This window comes from Aeromicrobium sp. A1-2, assembly GCF_003443875.1.
GTDB lineage: Bacteria > Actinomycetota > Actinomycetes > Propionibacteriales > Nocardioidaceae > Aeromicrobium.
Genome location: NZ_CP027482.1, coordinates 2331651 through 2347598 on the forward strand (window position 1 = coordinate 2331651; position 15948 = coordinate 2347598).

15 protein-coding genes are annotated in these 15948 nt (G+C 67.4%); 8 read left to right on the forward strand and 7 right to left on the reverse strand.

What is annotated here, in order from left to right; genetic code table 11:
• Positions 1-27 precede the first annotated feature (27 nt).
• A complete protein-coding gene (locus tag C6I20_RS11360) occupies positions 28-1392 on the reverse strand; it encodes a phosphomannomutase/phosphoglucomutase (protein ID WP_371682639.1) in 1365 nt (454 codons plus the stop codon).
• A complete protein-coding gene (locus tag C6I20_RS11365; RefSeq protein ID WP_216822872.1) occupies positions 1389-1775 on the reverse strand; it encodes a DUF3499 domain-containing protein in 387 nt (128 codons plus the stop codon). The genes C6I20_RS11360 and C6I20_RS11365 overlap by 4 nt, the downstream gene beginning before the upstream one ends.
• Here C6I20_RS11365 and C6I20_RS11370 point away from each other — a divergent pair.
• Positions 1767-2213, forward strand: a complete 447-nt coding sequence (locus C6I20_RS11370) for a metallopeptidase family protein (protein ID WP_118396067.1) — start codon at positions 1767-1769, stop codon at positions 2211-2213. The two genes, C6I20_RS11365 and C6I20_RS11370, sit on opposite strands and share 9 nt — an antisense overlap.
• A gap of 6 nt (positions 2214-2219) precedes the next feature.
• Here C6I20_RS11370 and C6I20_RS11375 read toward each other — a convergent pair whose 3' ends face one another.
• From C6I20_RS11375 to C6I20_RS11385, 3 genes are read right to left on the reverse strand one after another with little or no spacing between them, the layout of a single operon-like run.
• Complete coding sequence (locus tag C6I20_RS11375) at positions 2220-3560, reverse strand: DUF5719 family protein (RefSeq protein ID WP_118396068.1); 1341 nt, start codon at positions 3558-3560, stop codon at positions 2220-2222.
• Positions 3557-6352, reverse strand: a complete 2796-nt coding sequence (locus tag C6I20_RS11380) for a glycosyltransferase family 2 protein (protein WP_162891279.1) — start codon at positions 6350-6352, stop codon at positions 3557-3559. The genes C6I20_RS11375 and C6I20_RS11380 overlap by 4 nt, the downstream gene beginning before the upstream one ends.
• 35 nt (positions 6353-6387) lie before the next feature.
• A complete protein-coding gene (locus tag C6I20_RS11385; RefSeq protein WP_118396070.1) occupies positions 6388-6642 on the reverse strand; it encodes a WhiB family transcriptional regulator in 255 nt (84 codons plus the stop codon).
• Positions 6643-6759: 117 nt separating this feature from the next.
• Here C6I20_RS11385 and C6I20_RS11390 point away from each other — a divergent pair, with 117 nt between their 5' ends.
• The 4 genes from C6I20_RS11390 (at position 6760) to C6I20_RS11405 (ending at position 9916) form a co-directional block, all read left to right on the forward strand.
• Positions 6760-7533: a 2-phospho-L-lactate transferase CofD family protein gene (locus C6I20_RS11390; protein WP_162891280.1), complete on the forward strand. Its 774-nt coding sequence runs from the start codon at positions 6760-6762 to the stop codon at positions 7531-7533.
• On the forward strand, positions 7530-8195 hold the full coding sequence (locus tag C6I20_RS11395) for a TIGR03089 family protein (RefSeq protein ID WP_216822873.1): 666 nt from the start codon (positions 7530-7532) through the stop codon (positions 8193-8195). The genes C6I20_RS11390 and C6I20_RS11395 overlap by 4 nt, the downstream gene beginning before the upstream one ends.
• An 82-nt stretch (positions 8196-8277) precedes the next feature.
• Positions 8278-9141: an ABC transporter permease gene (locus tag C6I20_RS11400; RefSeq protein ID WP_118396072.1), complete on the forward strand. Its 864-nt coding sequence runs from the start codon at positions 8278-8280 to the stop codon at positions 9139-9141.
• A complete protein-coding gene (locus C6I20_RS11405) occupies positions 9131-9916 on the forward strand; it encodes an ABC transporter ATP-binding protein (protein ID WP_118396073.1) in 786 nt (261 codons plus the stop codon). The genes C6I20_RS11400 and C6I20_RS11405 overlap by 11 nt, the downstream gene beginning before the upstream one ends.
• Positions 9917-9930: 14 nt before the next feature.
• Here C6I20_RS11405 and C6I20_RS11410 read toward each other — a convergent pair whose 3' ends face one another.
• Positions 9931-11241 carry an LCP family protein gene (locus C6I20_RS11410; RefSeq protein WP_162891281.1) on the reverse strand — a complete coding sequence of 437 codons (1311 nt, stop codon included), beginning with the start codon at positions 11239-11241 and terminating at the stop codon, positions 9931-9933.
• Between the two features lie 200 nt (positions 11242-11441).
• Entirely contained in the window at positions 11442-12875 is a 1434-nt protein-coding gene (locus C6I20_RS11415; protein WP_118396075.1) for an LCP family protein, read from the reverse strand.
• Positions 12876-13030: 155 nt separating this feature from the next.
• Here C6I20_RS11415 and C6I20_RS11420 point away from each other — a divergent pair, with 155 nt between their 5' ends.
• Genes C6I20_RS11420 through C6I20_RS11430 form a run of 3 tightly spaced genes read left to right on the forward strand, consistent with a single transcriptional unit; the run spans position 13031 to position 15946 of the window.
• On the forward strand, positions 13031-14149 hold the full coding sequence (locus tag C6I20_RS11420; RefSeq protein ID WP_118396076.1) for an LCP family protein: 1119 nt from the start codon (positions 13031-13033) through the stop codon (positions 14147-14149).
• Positions 14150-14174: 25 nt separating this feature from the next.
• Positions 14175-15119 carry a 2,3,4,5-tetrahydropyridine-2,6-dicarboxylate N-succinyltransferase gene (gene dapD, locus C6I20_RS11425; RefSeq protein WP_118396077.1) on the forward strand — a complete coding sequence of 315 codons (945 nt, stop codon included), beginning with the start codon at positions 14175-14177 and terminating at the stop codon, positions 15117-15119.
• Between the two features lie 2 nt (positions 15120-15121).
• On the forward strand, positions 15122-15946 hold the full coding sequence (locus C6I20_RS11430; protein WP_118396078.1) for a hypothetical protein: 825 nt from the start codon (positions 15122-15124) through the stop codon (positions 15944-15946).
• Positions 15947-15948: the final 2 nt, after the last annotated feature.

Consider the following 15948-nt stretch of genomic DNA (forward strand, 5'->3'; position numbering starts at 1 on the left):
CACCAGCCGTCTCGTCGGCAGGCGGCGTCAGTCTCGGCGGATCACTGCGAGGACTTCGTCGCGCACCCGGGCCATCGTCGCGTCATCGTCGCCCTCGACGTTGAGTCGCAGCAACGGCTCGGTGTTCGAGGCGCGCACGTTGAACCACCACGTGTCCGCCGTGACGGTCAAGCCGTCGAGGGTGTCCTGCGGCAGGTCGGCGTACGCCCGGGTCAGCTCGGCCAGCACCGCCGAGGCATCCTGCACCGTGCTGTTGATCTCGCCGGAGGAGACGTAGCGCTCGTACTGCGCCATCAGCTCGGACACCGTGCCGGTCGTCTCGGCCAACGCTGCCATGACGTGCAGGGCCGCGATCATGCCGGAGTCCGCGAGGAAGAAGTCCTTGAAGTAGAAGTGACCCGAGTGCTCGCCACCGAACACGGCCCCCGTGCGCGCCATCTCGGCCTTGATCAGGGAGTGACCGACCGGAGTGCGGATGGCCGTTCCACCGTTCTCGGCGATGATCTCGGGGACCGCCCGCGACGTGATGACGTTGTGCAGGATCGTCGCACCCGGCGTCGTCAGCAGAGCCCGTGAGGCGATCAGCGCCGTGATCGCAGACGGCGAGACGACGTCGCCTCGCTCATCGATCACGAAGCAGCGGTCGGCATCTCCGTCGAAGGCCAGGCCGATGTCGGCGCCGATCTCGCGCACCTTGGCCTGCAGGTCGACCAGCGTCGAGTGGTCGAGCGGATTGGCATCGTGGTGCGGGAATGTGCCGTCCAGCTCGAAGTACATCGGCGTCAACTCGACGTCCAGCGTCGCGAAGACCGAGGGCACGGTGTGACCTGCCATGCCGTTGCCGGCATCGGCGACGACGTCGAGCCGCCGACCGGCCGGGACCGGCACGATCTCGTGAAGATAGTCGGCGTAGCGGCTGAGCGCGTCCAGCTCCTCGTAGGTCCCGGTCGGCTCCGGGAGCTCAGAGCGGGTGAGGAAGATCGTCGCCTGCTCCGCGATGGCCGAGAGGCCCGTGTCATAGCCGATCGGTCTGGCGCCAGCACGACACAGCTTGATGCCGTTGTAGGCCGCCGGGTTGTGGCTCGCGGTGATCATCGCGCCGGGGAGGTCCAGGTCGCCGGAGGCGAAGTAGAGCAGATCGGTCGACGCCAGGCCGATAGCGATCACGTTTCCACCCTGCGCACGGACGCCATCGGAGAATGCCTCGACCAGGATCGGGGAGGTGTCGCGCATGTCGTGACCGATCACGACGGTGCCGCGGCCGGCATCGACCCCGGTCTCGAGGGCGAACGCCTCGCCGAGCGCACGGGTCAGGGCAGCGTCGAGCTGTTCGGGCGAGCGGCCGCGCACGTCGTACGCCTTGACCACCTCCGCCAAGCGGGGATGGATCAAGAGTCAGGCCTCACGAGTCGAAGGGGGGGGGGACCATCAGGCACCGGCGGCGGCGGGCGTCCGGCCTCGCGGACGGCATCGGCCAGCGCGAGCAGATCATCGCGGCTGGGCTCGGCTGCCTGTGGGTCAGGTGCGAGTCGCAGGACGCTCCAGCCTTGCGGCGCGGACATCCGTTGCGTGTGCTGGGCACACAAATCGTAGGTGTGGGGCTCGGCATAAGTCGCGAGCGGCCCAAGGACCGCGGTCTGATCCGCGTAGACATAGGTCAGCGTCGCCACTGCCGTCTGCGAGCACGCCGAGCGCGTGCACCGTCTCACCACACCCACGTGGTGAGGGTAGCCCGGCCGTCCGGTCCGGCGCGTTAGGCTCACCGCATGGATCATCTCGATGGTGTCGTGAGCGGTCCCCGGCCCGGTCGGATGCGCGATCGACGCGGCCGCGGGTCCCGCGGTCCGATGGCGCTCCCGGGTCCGCTCTCACCGCGGAGCGTGCCGATCCACCGCCCGGCCCGTGCCTCCTTCGACCTGCTGGTCGGTGACGTGCTCGCGGCTCTCGAGCCACACTTCGCGGTCGAGTCCGATCATGTGGAGATCGTCGTCGAGGAAGCCCCGCTGCTGCCCCAGGAATGGAGCGAGGATGTGCCGTTGAGTGTCGTCTCGCCCGGCATCGGGGGATCTCGGATCGTCCTGTTCCGCATCCCGATCAGCCAGCGGTGCACCAACCGGGACGACCTGGAGGATTTGGTCTGGTCCGTGGTGCTGGACCGGCTCGCCGAACTGTGGCACATCTCCCCAGACGAGCTGGACCCCCGACCGCGCTGACGGCAGTCAGGAGACCGGCCGCACCTGCGGTCCGAGCACCGTCACCGGCGCCGCCTCCAGCATCAACGAGCTGATGCCGTCGCCCTTGGCGTACGTTGCCGCGGCGATGACCTTGCCGTGCGGACGGACGACGAAGTAGGCGGCGTCCTTGGCATCGAGAGCCAGGTATGTCGTGGTGCCGCCCTTGATCGTCACCGAGCTCGACGCGAGCGGCCGCATGCTCTTGTCGAAAGCCTCGACGTCCGCGGTCGCAGTGCTGCCGGTCGCAGTCAGCAGCAGTCGGGGGGCGCCGATGTTGGAACCAACCTCAATCGGGACGATCGCCGGTCCGGTGAGCGGAAGAGAGGCCTCGGCGTAGGCGTAGTCCTTGTTACCGGGAGCCATGCGGACCGACGCGGACACAGGTTGGTCAGAGGTCAGGCGCAATGCCAGGGAGTCAGAACCCGCAGACTTCGGCACCGGGATCGACCGGGTCGAGCCGGCCGGGACCTTGATCTGGTCGAGGCCCGACGGCGCAAAGGTGTTTTTGGGCCCGATGACCTGCACGCCCACACGCGCCGTTGTCGTCCCCGGATTGAGCAGCAGGAGCGTGCGGCCCGAGGAGTCTTTGACCACACCTCCGACGACCTGGGCTCGACGCGGCGAGAGCGTTGCTGACACCTGCTCGGTGCCTTGGAAGACCGAGGTCGCCGAGTCGGTCACGACGGCCGAGAGTGAACCGCGACGGCGGTGGACGTGCATCGCGAGCTCGGCCTCACCAGCCGCCAGCTCGTCGAGCCGGATGCGCCGGACCGAGGATGGCTTGACCACGATGCCCTCCGACCCGACGGCGTCGATCTCCCCCTTGGGTCCCCAGAGCGTGAGGTCTACCGCGGCCGGTGTGTCGGCAAGGTTCGTCAGGATCAGGGTCGAGAAGTGCTTGCCTCCCGAGCCGAGGCCCATCAACCACGCGTCGTCGACCACACCGGGGCAGGATCCGACCACAAGCCCGCCGCCACCCTTCTTGGATGCCGTACCGGCGAAGAATCCCACCGCACCGGAGCCGCGTCCTCCCTGCTGGACCACGACGCCCTCTCCATCGACGTCGGAAGTGCGCCACGTGGTCGCGTCCTCGAGGGCGGACACCCGGGTGTCGTCCGGCGACACGGTTGCGATCGCGTCGGTGCCGGCCTTGACCTGCCCTGCCGCCACAGTGATGACCGACGAGGCGGGACATGCGTAGGAAGACTCGGTGACAGTGACCCGAGAAGGCGGCCGGGGCGAGCTCGAGCCGGACGGGGCAACCATCGCCAGGACGACCAGCCCGATCGCCGCGATCGGGATCAGCAGCGCGCGGTACTTGCTCATGTGTCGTCCTCCGTCTCGCCGTCGCCCAGCACGGCAGGTGCGGCGCGCTTGCGGACCGGCGCGGTCAGGATGATCGCGACGAGCCAGGCGAGGATCTGCAGGACCACAATGCCGCGGTGCCACCACGGGGTTGCCGACGACGTCAGGTCCGGATCGGCTGCGAGGGTCCAGACCCGCGAACCTGGCTGGTCGCTGCCCGCGGGCTGCAGCATGGGTGCTGCGTCGATGCGGCGGGTGAGCTCGGGATCAGCGCGCGGTGCGTAGATCGCATCGATGCCAAGACCGCTCAATGCCTCGATGTCGGCCGACGTGGCCTGGGCGAGTATGCGGCGCGTCACGGCGGTGAGCTGCCGCGAGTCGCCAGCGGAGGCCACCACGGCCTCCTGGCCGAGGAACGGTCCGTTGCTGGCCACGACGCGGTAGTTGACACCGCCCTCGATGGTGCCGGTCAGGATCAGGGTGTCGCCGGGTCGTTCGGCCAGGAACACCGGCACGACCGAGGTGCGGCCGTCACGGATTGGGTAGTCCATACCGCGGCCGAGCCACCACACACCGGTGCCGATCGGCAGGACGAGTGCCACCACGACGGCCGCCGCGAGCGCTGGTCGCGGCCAGGACATCGCCGCCGGCACCGCGAGCAGGACTGCGGTGAGAAGTCCACCGACCCACACCACGACAGGCACGCCGACCCACGGCGTGATGTCGGCAGGGCCGGCCTGGGTCGAGTACGTCACGAGGGTCCCGACCAGTGCGGCGGCGAGCCCCAGAAGTGCGACGAGCCACGCGATGATGACGCCGCTGCGGGTGCTGCGGGGCACCAGCGCAACCAGAGCCAGGACGAGCAGACCCACCGTCAACCACTCTGGTGCGCCTCCTGAGCCACCGGCGCGACCCAGCACGACATCGCGGACCGTTGCCGAGCCGGGAAACGGGTAGCCGGCCTCCCACCAGGCACGCCACGGTCGGAGTGTCCGCTGGGCGAGCCATGGACCGAGCAACAGAAGCGGGACTCCGGCGGCGATCGCTATCTGGCGGCGAACCCATCGTCCTTCGGCGTACCAGAGCACCAGGAGACCCCCGAAGCTCATGACCAGGACGATCGGTGCGAATGCCGAGGCGAGCGCGATCCAGATGCCGAGCCGCAGGGCCAGCTGCCACCCTGGGTTCTCCGCAAGCTGCCATCCCGTGTTGGCGATGATCGGCAGCACGATGAGGACCACGACCGTGCCGATCCGACCCTGGCTGACTGCCCCCGTCGCGACGACGCACAGCGCGTACGAGACCGCCCACACGATCCGCGGGATGCGGTGCGGGCTGATCTGACGTCCGAATCGATGGGCGGTCAGCGCGGCCAGCGGGACCGCGAAGACCATCAGCATCGTGACGACGAGACCCGGCGCGAACCAGACCGGGGTCGCCGCGACTGCCAGTGGGAGGGCGAATGCCGGGGGCAGGATGTCGCTCGGCAGCCCGACGGCCTGTTGCCCGGCGAGAGCCAGATGCCACCACCCGGTGACCGAGTCGGGCGATGGCGGGAGTGCCCCGCCGTGCAGGTTGCCGCTGAGCAGCCCACGTCCGGCGACCAGCGAGAGCACCATCAACGCTAGGACGGCAGCCAGCCACGGCCGGCGCTGCAGCATCGAGGGCCCGTCGTCGAGGTCGACGGCCTCGTCGGGCGCCTGGTCCAGGGTCGTGGACCGCCGGCCGACGGTCTCGATCGACTCGGGCTTGACCAGCGCGGCAACCGTCTCGCGCACGACGTCGAAGCCATGTTGGTACGGCAGCCAGTAGGGCGCGAACAGGTCACGTATGGATCGGTGGCTGCGGCGGGCCGTCTCCCGCCGCGCGCGTCGCGCTCGCGCGAGCTTGACCGGGTGGAGGTACACCGATCGCAACGCGAGCAGCTCGTCTCCGGCGGACTCAGGATCCTTGCCGATCACCATGCCGACGACGCGCAGCAGTGAGCCGAGGAACAGGCGGACGTACTGCCACAGGAAGCGTGGCATCGGGGTGTTGGCCAGCATCGTGTAGAGCGCCGCACGTCGCGGCTCCCAGTGTGGGACGTCGCCCGCGGTGCGGCTGCGCGTGCCGCGACCCGTGGCCTCGGCATGGAAGATCACCGCGGTGGGCGCGGTCAGGGTGCGGTAGCCCGCCCGGGCGATGCGCCAGCCCAGGTCGATGTCGTCGAAGAACAGCGGGAGGTTGGGGTCGAGCCCGCCGAGCTCGTCCCACACGTCACGGCGGATCAGCATGCCGGCGGTGTTGACCGCGAGCACGTCGCGGGAGCGGTCGTGCTGGCCCGCGTCTGGCTCGCCGGTCTCCAGACCGGTCTCCCGGGACCCGGTCGAGGTGATCGTCAGCCCGACCTCGAGCAGCCGTCGCAGCGACGGCCACTCCCGGATCTTGGGACCGACCGCGGCGATGTCCGGAGCCGAGGTTGCTGTGTCGAGCAGGCCCGAGAGCGTTCCTGGCAGCACCAGAGCGTCGTCGTGCAGCAACCAGATCCAGTCGGTCCGTGGCATCGACTCCAGCGCCAGGCGAACGGCATCGCCGAATCCGGTGCCGGACGGCGCGTAGGTGATGCGGTCGGCACCGAACGAGTCGCGGAGCAGGTCTGCACTGCCATCGGTCGAGCTGACGTCGACGACTCGCCACGAGAGTGGGGCGTGGAACATGTGGCTGAACGAACCGAGAACCTTCGGCAGCCAGGTCGCTCCATTGTGAGCCACCAGCACCGCTCCCACGGTCGGTGGATCATCGAGCCAATGGCGCGTCGTGCTGGTCTCGTCCACGAGGAGCAACCCTAGTGGACGAGATGAAACGGGGCTCAGGCCCGTTTCTTGAGCTTGCGACGCTCCCGCTCGGACAGACCGCCCCAGATGCCGAACCGCTCATCGTGCGCGAGGGCGTACTCGAGGCACTCTCCACGGACGTCACACGTCAGGCACACTCGTTTGGCCTCGCGCGTGGATCCACCCTTTTCGGGGAAGAACGCCTCGGGGTCCGTCTGAGCGCAGAGTGCGCGCTCTTGCCACATGAGTTCCTCATCGAGCTCTTGCGGCTGACCCAGATCGAATGACATACATGGAATTACAGTCCTGTCACCTGCCACAAGTCAAGCCGAATGACAAGATTCACGAAATCTACGGCGTGTCGCCCGCCTGCCGGACACATCGGAGCGCACGACACAATGGTCAGCATGCGGATCACGGTCATTCTCGGCGCCGATGGCGCACCCTTCGCGCACGACCTCACCAGCCACCTCGAGCCCGGTGATGAGCTGGTCGTGATCGCCCCGACGATGCTCGACCGATGGGCGACGGGTCTCAAGGTCTGCCCCGATCTCGACGCCCTGCTGGTCGCCCGCGCCTCGTCCGTCACCCACGAGGTGGCTGACGAACTCATCGCAATCGGCTACGCCCCGGCGTGGCAGCGTCCCAGCGATGCCGTGGTCGCGGCCCAGCTCGTCCGCACCGACCTGCTCGGCGCCGGATACAGCCTGACCGAGGCCACCTCGGCGATCGCCGCCCGCCGCGACCTCGGATTCACCCTCCTGCCGGCCAGCGACGACCGTGCCGAGCTGCACGCCGTGGTCGAGTCCCCCGAGGGACAGCGCGCGATCCACCTGTCAGAGGTCATCGCCGATCCCTCCGCACACGAGGTCAAGGAGCTCGTGCTCGTCGCTGAGACCTGGTCGGTGTCCGATGCCGTGCGGGCAGCGATCGGCACGTCCGACGTGCTCGTGCTCGGACCGAGCAGCCGGACACTCGCGATCGATCCGGTGCTCCGCGCCCCCGGCTTGCGCGAGTCGATCGACGACGACCTGCCGGTGCTCATCGTGGAGCACAACGAGACCGCTCCCCCCACCCTGGTCCAGATCGCCGGGATGCGCGAACCCGATCCGGGCCGCGCCGAGCCGGTCACCGCCGATGCGGCGACCGTGGCCATTGCCGCGCGAGCGGTCGTCCGGTGAAGTCCCTCGATCGGCTGCTCGGCACATCGGCAGACCCCTCGCAACCGCTGGTGACGTACTACGACATGGCGACCGGTGAGCGGATCGAGCTCAGCACCGTGACGACGGCCAACTGGGTTGCCAAGACCAGCAACTTCCTGGTCGACGACCTCGAGACGGAGCCAGGCACCCGAATCCGTCTCGGTCTGCCGAGCCACTGGCTGACGTTCGTGTGGATCCTCTCGGCGTGGAACGTCGGCGCCGCAATCGTCGACTCCGCTGCCGACATCGGGGTCAGCGGTCCCGATCTCGTCGCCGACGAGCCCACCCGGGTGGCAGCATCTCTGCGTCCGATGGGGGGCCGGTTCCCGGTGTCGCCCGAAGGATTCCTGGACCTCGGTGCCGAGGTCCCCGGTCACGGCGACCACTTCGTCGCCCTCGACCCGCCGTCGCCCTCGACCATCGCCCTGGACCTGACCGGCGAGGTGCGCACGCACGCAGAACACCTCGCGTCGGTCACGCCCTCGGGTGCACGCCGCCTCGTGACTCCCGGCAGCATCCGCCGCGACGCCGACCTCATCGCCGAGTCGTGCCTCGGCGGCGGATCGCTCGTGATCGTGTCGGCGGCGACGGCCGAACAGCTCGCCGCGGTGGGCGCACAGGAGGCCGCCGAGATCCACTGATCTGATCCACTACACTCGACGTTGCCTCGACGGGTGCCCGTCGGGTCGCCCCGAGAGCCTGAACAGTTGGGACACCACACGGATGACAACCGCTGAGGACGCGGCGCGCCTGGGCCTCCACCGGGTCGGCGGACGCCCGACATTTCGCGCGTACATCACCGAGGTCTGGAAGCGACGGGTCTTCATCTACTCGATGGCGCGTTTCAAGATCGAGTCCGAGAACCAGCAGAACTCCCTCGGGATGCTGTGGGTCGTGCTCAAGCCGCTGCTCAACGCGATGGTCTACGGGCTCATCTTCGGCCTGCTGATTCCCAGCGGCAGCCGGCCAGACCACTTCGTTGAGTTCTTGATCATCGGCGTGTTCGTGTTCGAGTTCTTCTCTCAGTCCTGGGCCAGCGGCGGCAAGGCCATCACCAACAATGCGTCGTTGGTCCAGAGCCTGGCGTTCCCCCGCATGGTTCTGCCCCTGGCCGCCGTGACCCAACGGTTCCTGCAGTTCCTGCCGACCGTGGCGATCATGTTGATCTTCCTCCTGATCAGTGGGGGCTTCGGTGCCGCGGACCTGCACTGGTTCCTGATCGTCCCGATCTTCGCGCTCTACTTCGTGTTCAACTGCGGACTGGCACTTGTGACGGCCAGGCTGTCGGTTCACTGGCGTGACCTCAACAGTTTCCTCCCGTTCCTGACCCGTTTCTTCTTCTACACGACGGGAATCTTCTTCAGCGTCGAGAAGCGGTTCGGGGACAACGCAGTCATTATGCGCATCTCGGACTTCCAGCCGGTGCACGAATTCCTCAGCCTGGCCCGCTCGGCCCTACTCCAGGGCCCCGGGTACGGGACCAACCTGCACTATTGGCTGTACGCGACCCTCTGGTCCATCGGTCTGTTCACATTCGGCGTCTGGTTCTTCTGGCGCGCCGAGGAGAGGTACGGGCGTGTCGACTGAACAACCGCTACCCCAACCGACGCCTCCGTCGCAGCGCAAGCCTGTCGTGATTGTCGACGACGTGCATGTCGACTACAAGGTCTTTGCGACCGGCAAACGCCCTACCGCCGTCGATCGTCGATCCAAGGCGTTGCGCGGGCGCACCAAGCAGCTACGGACCGTCCAAGCGCTCAAAGGGGTGTCCTTCACGGCGTACGAGGAAGACAGCATCGGCGTCATTGGCACCAACGGCTCAGGCAAGTCGACCCTGATGCGGGCGATCGTTGGTCTGACACCGACGAGCCAGGGCGCGATCTACGCTGCCTCGCGGCCCAGCCTGCTTGGCGTCGGCGCGGCTCTGTTGAAGGACCTCTCAGGCGAGCGCAACATCATTCTCGGGGGGCTCGCGATGGGCTTCACGATGGCCGAGATCGACGCCAACTACGACGAGATCGTGAAGTTTTCCGGGCTGGAGAAGTTCATCGACCTGCCGATGCGCTCGTACTCCTCAGGCATGACCGCACGGCTCAAATTCGCGCTTGCCAGCGTGCAGACGCACGAGATCCTGATCGTCGATGAGGCGCTCGCGGTCGGCGATCGCAAGTTCCGTCAGCGTAGCGAGCAACGCATTCGCGAGATCCGGGACAACGCCGGGACTGTCTTCCTGGTGAGCCACTCGATGCAGTCGATCCGCGACACCTGCAGCCGCGTCATCTGGCTCGACCAGGGCACGCTCGTGATGGATGGCGAGACCAACGAGGTCATCGAGGCCTACAACACCGCGCAGGACCAGTAGCCTCAGCCGACCGGCTAGCAGGTGGCTTCGAGGTCATCAGCATTGTTGGACGCCCGACCCGAGGTGTCCTTGGTGGCCGAGGGATTTGGTGCTTTCGTGGCCTCGGACTTGTCGATGGCTTTCTGGATCGCGGCTTGGATCGCCGGGAAATCAGGCGCCACTGGGTTGAACTGGGGCGGAACGACCGAGACGGTCCGGATCTTGTTGCCGCGAGACTTCAGCGCGAGATCAGCGAACTGGCCGAGCTCCTTAGCCGGGATGTTGGTGCTCAGCAGCTCCTTGCCGGAATCGGCGATCTTCGTCGCGTTGAACAGGACCGTCTGCGGGCTGAGCTGACCCGCCATCGCGGCCATGAGGCACTTCTGCCGGCCCATGCGGGTGTAGTCGTCGGACTCGACCCGGCTGCGGGCGTACCAGAGCGCCTTCTGCCCATCGAGCTTCTGCTCGCCCGGCTCGATGTAGACGTTCTTGTAGGCATCGTCGTGGCCGAACATCGCGATGCGGTTCTTGACGTCGATGGTCACTCCGCCGACGGCGTTGACGAGTCCCTTAAAGCCGTTGAGGTTGACCATGACGTAGTAGTTGATCTTCAGGTCGGTGACGCCTTGGACCGCATCGATCGTGGCGTCGAGGCCCGGATCCGCGCTGTCGGGGTAGAGGTCGGTACGATTCTGGGCCGTCGTGTGGACCGCGTTGAGCAGGCACTCGGAGCCACAGTTGTAGCCGTACGGATAGATCGTCCGCATCGGCGAGCCCTCGGAGAACGGCACGTTCTGCAGGTTGCGCGGCAGCGAAACCAGGACCACCTTGCCGGTGTCGGCGTCGATGCTGGCGACGGTCAATGAGTCCGGTCGCACGCCGGTGCGGTCGGCTCGAGCATCCGAACCGACCAGCAGGATGTTGTAGCGGCCCTTGAGCGGCGCCGAGGTCTCCGTCGCCTTGAAGACCGTCTTGACGGTCTCCCGGGAGACCTGGATGAGCTGCGAAGCGTACGCCGTAGAACCCGCGACGCCGCCGATGATGGCGAGGTTGAGCACGGTGATGACGGCCGCCCGCGCGAAGTTGAGCCGGAACGGGGACCCGAGCCGCCACGCATCGACGAACAGCACAACCCACAGCACTGCGACGACCACCATGGCGGCTCGCGCCAGCAGCAGGAGATCCGGATCGGTGAACCAGCCCAGCACTTCCGCGCGATCCGTACGGGTCTTCCACAGCAGGTATCCACCGGCACCGACGACGCCGAGCCACACCGTGACGGCGAACCATCCGACGCCGCGCCTGCCGGCCATGATGTGCCCGGATCCGGGCACCACGATCGTCATGAGGCACAGCGTCAACGCGCGACGAAAACGGACGCGCGGCGAATCCAGATGATTGTCCTGGTAGCCGCGGCCCAACAGACTCGCGCGATGTGACATGCGTTCCCTCACGGAATGACCGACGAAGTATCCATTATCACCGACAGCCGGGGCGAACCTGTCATCGTCCCCACGATCTTAGGGATGCTTCAGGCTGAACGAGGTCAGCAGGTGGCGCCGAGATCCGCGCTCTGGTTGGCCTTGCGCGGATCCTTGGCGTCGTCCGTGGTCGAAGGCATCGACAAGGTGGCCTGCGTGATGCCGACCTTGGCCGTGCTGTTTCCCTCGGCCTTGGCGATCGCGCCGTCGACCAGCGTCCGGACCTTCTTGAAGTCCGGGTTGCCCGTGTAGATCACCGGCGGTACGAGCGAGACCGTCGACACCTTCTCGGTCTTGGCCTTGAGGGCCAGGCCGACGAACACATCCAGATCCTGCTTGGGGATGTCGGTCGTCAGCAGTGCCTTGCTCGACGTGGCGATCTTCTCCACGTTCAGGAGCACCTTCTGGGGGCTGAGCTGCTGGAGCATCGCGTTCATGACGCATTTCTGCCGACCCATGCGGGAGAAGTCGTCGTTCTGCACGCGGCTGCGGGAGTACCACAGTGTCTGCGAACCGTTGAGCTTCTGGTCCCCCGCCTCGATCCAGCCGCGGATCGGCGAGCCGATGCCGCCGATCGCAGTGCGCTCCTTGACATTCATCCGTACGCCGCCGACGGCATCGACCAGGGTGGCGAAGCCGTGCATATTGACCAGCGCATAGTAATTGAGCTTGAGGCCGGTGATCTCCTCGACCGCGCCCATCGTTGCCTTGATTCCTGGGTCCTTCTCCCCGAACAGCTTCGCATGGTCGTTGGCCCACGTGTTGACCCCGTTGAGCTCACACCCCTCGCAGTCGAAGCCGTGGGGGGATTGCTTGTTCATGACCGATCCCGAGGGGAACGGAACGTCCTGCAGGTTGCGAGGGAGGCCAACCAACACCGTGCGACCGGTGTCGCGATCGATGCTGGCGACCGTCAACGAATCGGGGCGCAGACCACTGCGATCAGGGCCGGAGTCACCGCCCAGCAACAGGACGTTGTAGCGGCCGTCCTGTGGCTTGGACACCGTGTCCGCGACGAAGACGCTGTCGATGAAGGATGTCTGGACCGCGACCAGGTGCGCGGCGAAGAACATCGTCCCGGCGGTCACGAAGCACAGGCTCGCGTTGAGGCCGGTCATCCAGAGCCGGTGCCGCCGGGCCAGCTCGCGCGGCCGACCGAGCCGCCAGGCATCGATCAGCAGCGCGACCCACGCGATGGCGCCGGCGATCAGGACCCATCGGCCGATGGTCAACAGACGCGTGTCCAGAGCGAGCGACAGCAGGCCCTGTCGCGACGTCAGCAGCATGAACAGCACCATCACACCGAACGCGAGGAAACCAAGCCAGACCCGGACGGCGATCCGGCCCACCTGCTTGTTGCCCATGACGAGCTGGGCCGAGCCGGGCATGACGAGAGTCATGGCCGTGAGGGTCAGTGCGCGGCGGAACTGGATGCGAGCCGAGGTATCGGCGGGGCGGGCATAGGACCCACCCAACACACTCGAGCGAACGTCAGACATGGTGTCCTCACGTGGGAAGAGGCTGAGGCGATTCTCAGTATCCACACAAACCCTCGATCTGAGGTTGAGGGCGCGCCGCGAGTCGCCGGAATTTCACAGCTGACCCTGCTCGTCGTTGCCATGACCGCCGCCCGGGTTCGGGTACGGTCATCCTCATGTCAGACCAGCGCCCCGAGGGCGGATACGGGTGGTTGTACGGCGAGGACCAGCCGACCCGGTCCACGCCCACACGGGCCGGCTCCGACCTGCCACCGCCGAATCTGCCTCCGCCCGGACGTCGCGTCGGCGGAGCCGAGCCACCCGCGCCTCGAAAGCCCCGCAAGAAGCGCGGCATCGGTCGGGTCCTCGGATTCCTCCTGCTGGCCTGGATCGTGTTCCTCGTCGCTGTCCCGGTGTGGGCCTGGGGCCAGATCGAGAAGGTCGACGCCTCTCCCGCGAGCGGGCGTCCTGCCACCCAGCCCGGTACGACGTACCTTTTGGTCGGCTCCGACAGCCGCCGCGGACTGACCGAGGCCGAGCAGAAGGAGCTCACGACCGGAGGAGACAGCGGCGGGCGCGGTCGCACCGACACGATCATGCTGCTGCACACGGGCAGCGGGCCGAGCCTGTTGATGTCGCTCCCCCGCGACTCGATCGTCGACATCCCCGGTTACGGCCGGACCAAGATCAACGCGGCCTACGCCTTCGGCGGCCCGAAGCTCCTGGTGCAGACGATCGAGGAGAACACCGGCATCCGTGTCGATGACTACATCGAGGTCGGTTTCGGCGGTCTGGTCAAGGTCGTCGACTCGCTTGGCGGAGTCCAGATCTGTCCCAAGGAGCGGCTCAAGGACAAGGACTCCGGGCTCGACGTGCAGAAGGGTTGCCAGACCGCCGACGGCAAGACGGCTCTGGCCTACTCACGCAACCGGCACACGTACGCGACTCAGGACATCCAGCGGGTGCAGAGCCAGCGTGAGGTGCTCGGATCGATTGCTGCCAAGGCCAAGTCCCCGTGGACCGTGGTCAACCCCTTGCGCTACCTGAGCGTCGCCAAGGGTGCCTCCGGCTCGCTGCAGATCGGCGACGACGTCGGACCCATCTCGCTGTTCCGCTTTGCCCTCGCGCTGTCCGCGGCGATGGGCGGCGAGGGCCTCAGCTGCACGGTCCCCCTGCGTGACTTCGCGGTCACCTGGGATCCCGAGCGGGCGCCCAAGATGTTCGACTACATCAAGAAGGACCGCACCGACCAGATCGGCAGCCTGTGCACCAAGGACGGCCTGCCCAAGCCCTGAGGCGCTCCCCGATAGGTTTGGCCGCATGACTTCTGTGGATCACCCCGGCGCACACGCCTACGGCATCGCGACCCTCACGACGGACAACACGGTGCTCGACGTCTGGTATCCCGAGCCACGGCTCGGCGCGGCGCCCGCCGGAGAGGCCGAGCCGGTCGAGCTCGCTGCGCTCGCGGGCCACGACGAGATCCGCCTGGTGCACACCGCTGTGGTGCACACCGTGGTTCCCGACCTGCAGCAGCCGCCGACGGATGCGTACGACGTCTATCTACGGCTGCACCTGCTGTCGCACCGCCTCGTCGCCCCGCACGGCCAGAACCTCGACGGCCTGTTCGGCCTGCTGACCAACGTCGTGTGGACCTCGATGGGTCCGTGCGCGGTCGATGACTTCGAGTCGACCCGCACGCGGGCGCGGGCAGCGCGACAGCACGTCCAGGTCAGCAGCATCGACAAGTTCCCCCGCATGACCGACTACGTCGTACCGTCTGGCGTCCGCATCGGTGACGCCGACCGGGTCCGCCTCGGAGCCCACCTGGCCGCCGGCACGACCGTCATGCACGAAGGCTTTGTGAACTTCAACGCCGGCACGCTCGGCACAGCCATGGTCGAGGGTCGGATCTCCGCAGGCGTCGTGGTCGGCAACGGATCCGACGTCGGCGGCGGCGCATCGATCATGGGCACCCTGTCCGGTGGCGGCAAACAGGTCGTCAGCGTCGGCGAGAACTGCCTGATCGGCGCGAACGCCGGTATCGGCATCTCCCTGGGTGACGACTGCGTCGTCGCGGCCGGGACGTACGTGACGGCAGGTTCGAAGGTCACGATGCCCGATGGTGCTGTCGTCAAGGCCGCCGACCTGTCCGGTCAGGACGGCATCCTGTTCCTCACCAACAGCCAGACCGGCGCGATCGAGGCACGGCCGCGCGGCGAGCGCACCGGGATCGAGCTCAACGCCGCGCTGCACGCCAACTAGCCGTGCGGTTCCGCTGGTTCGTCGCGCTCGGGCTGGTCGCCGCCGGCGTGCTGGTCGCGACGACCTTGCGCGACCGTACGCCGCTGCGCAGCGAGTTCTGCGTGGCCGAGGTCGGCACGGTGCGCGCACAGGTCGATCTGGAGCAAGGACAGTGGAGCGCGCTGATGGCCGCGGTCGCTCAGCGCCGGGGCCTGTCGCCACGCGCCACGACGATTGCGATCGCGACGGCGTTCCAGGAGTCCAAGATCCACAACATCGACTACGGCGACCGCGACTCGCTGGGGCTGTTCCAGCAGCGCCCCTCGCAGGGCTGGGGCAGCATCGAGCAGGTCACCGACCCCCTCTACGCGATCGGTGCGTTCTACGACGCCCTCGTCAAGGTCGAGGGATACGGCTCGATGGAGATCACCGAAGCAGCACAGCGGGTGCAGCGCTCAGCATTCCCCGGCGCCTACGCCCAGCACGAGGACTACGCCCGTGCGCTCGCCTCGACTTTGCGCGGCTACAGCCCGGCGGAATTCACCTGCCAGATCAACCCCACGGGCGGCGGCAGCCTCACCGCGGTCAAGCGGGACGTCACAGCGGCTTTCGGTGCCATCGAGGTCACGACGAACGGTGATGAGGCGGCGTACCCGCTGAGCGGCAAGTCCGCCGACGTGAAGGCGCGAGGGTGGGCCATCGCCCACTACCTGGTCGGCAACGCGTCGAACCTGGGCATCAGCACGGTCTCGTTCGGCAACCGGCAATGGGATGCCGCCGACTCCGACGAAGGATGGACACCGCGGTCCGGCGTGGACTCCGACATCGTGCGAGTCTCGACCAACTGAGC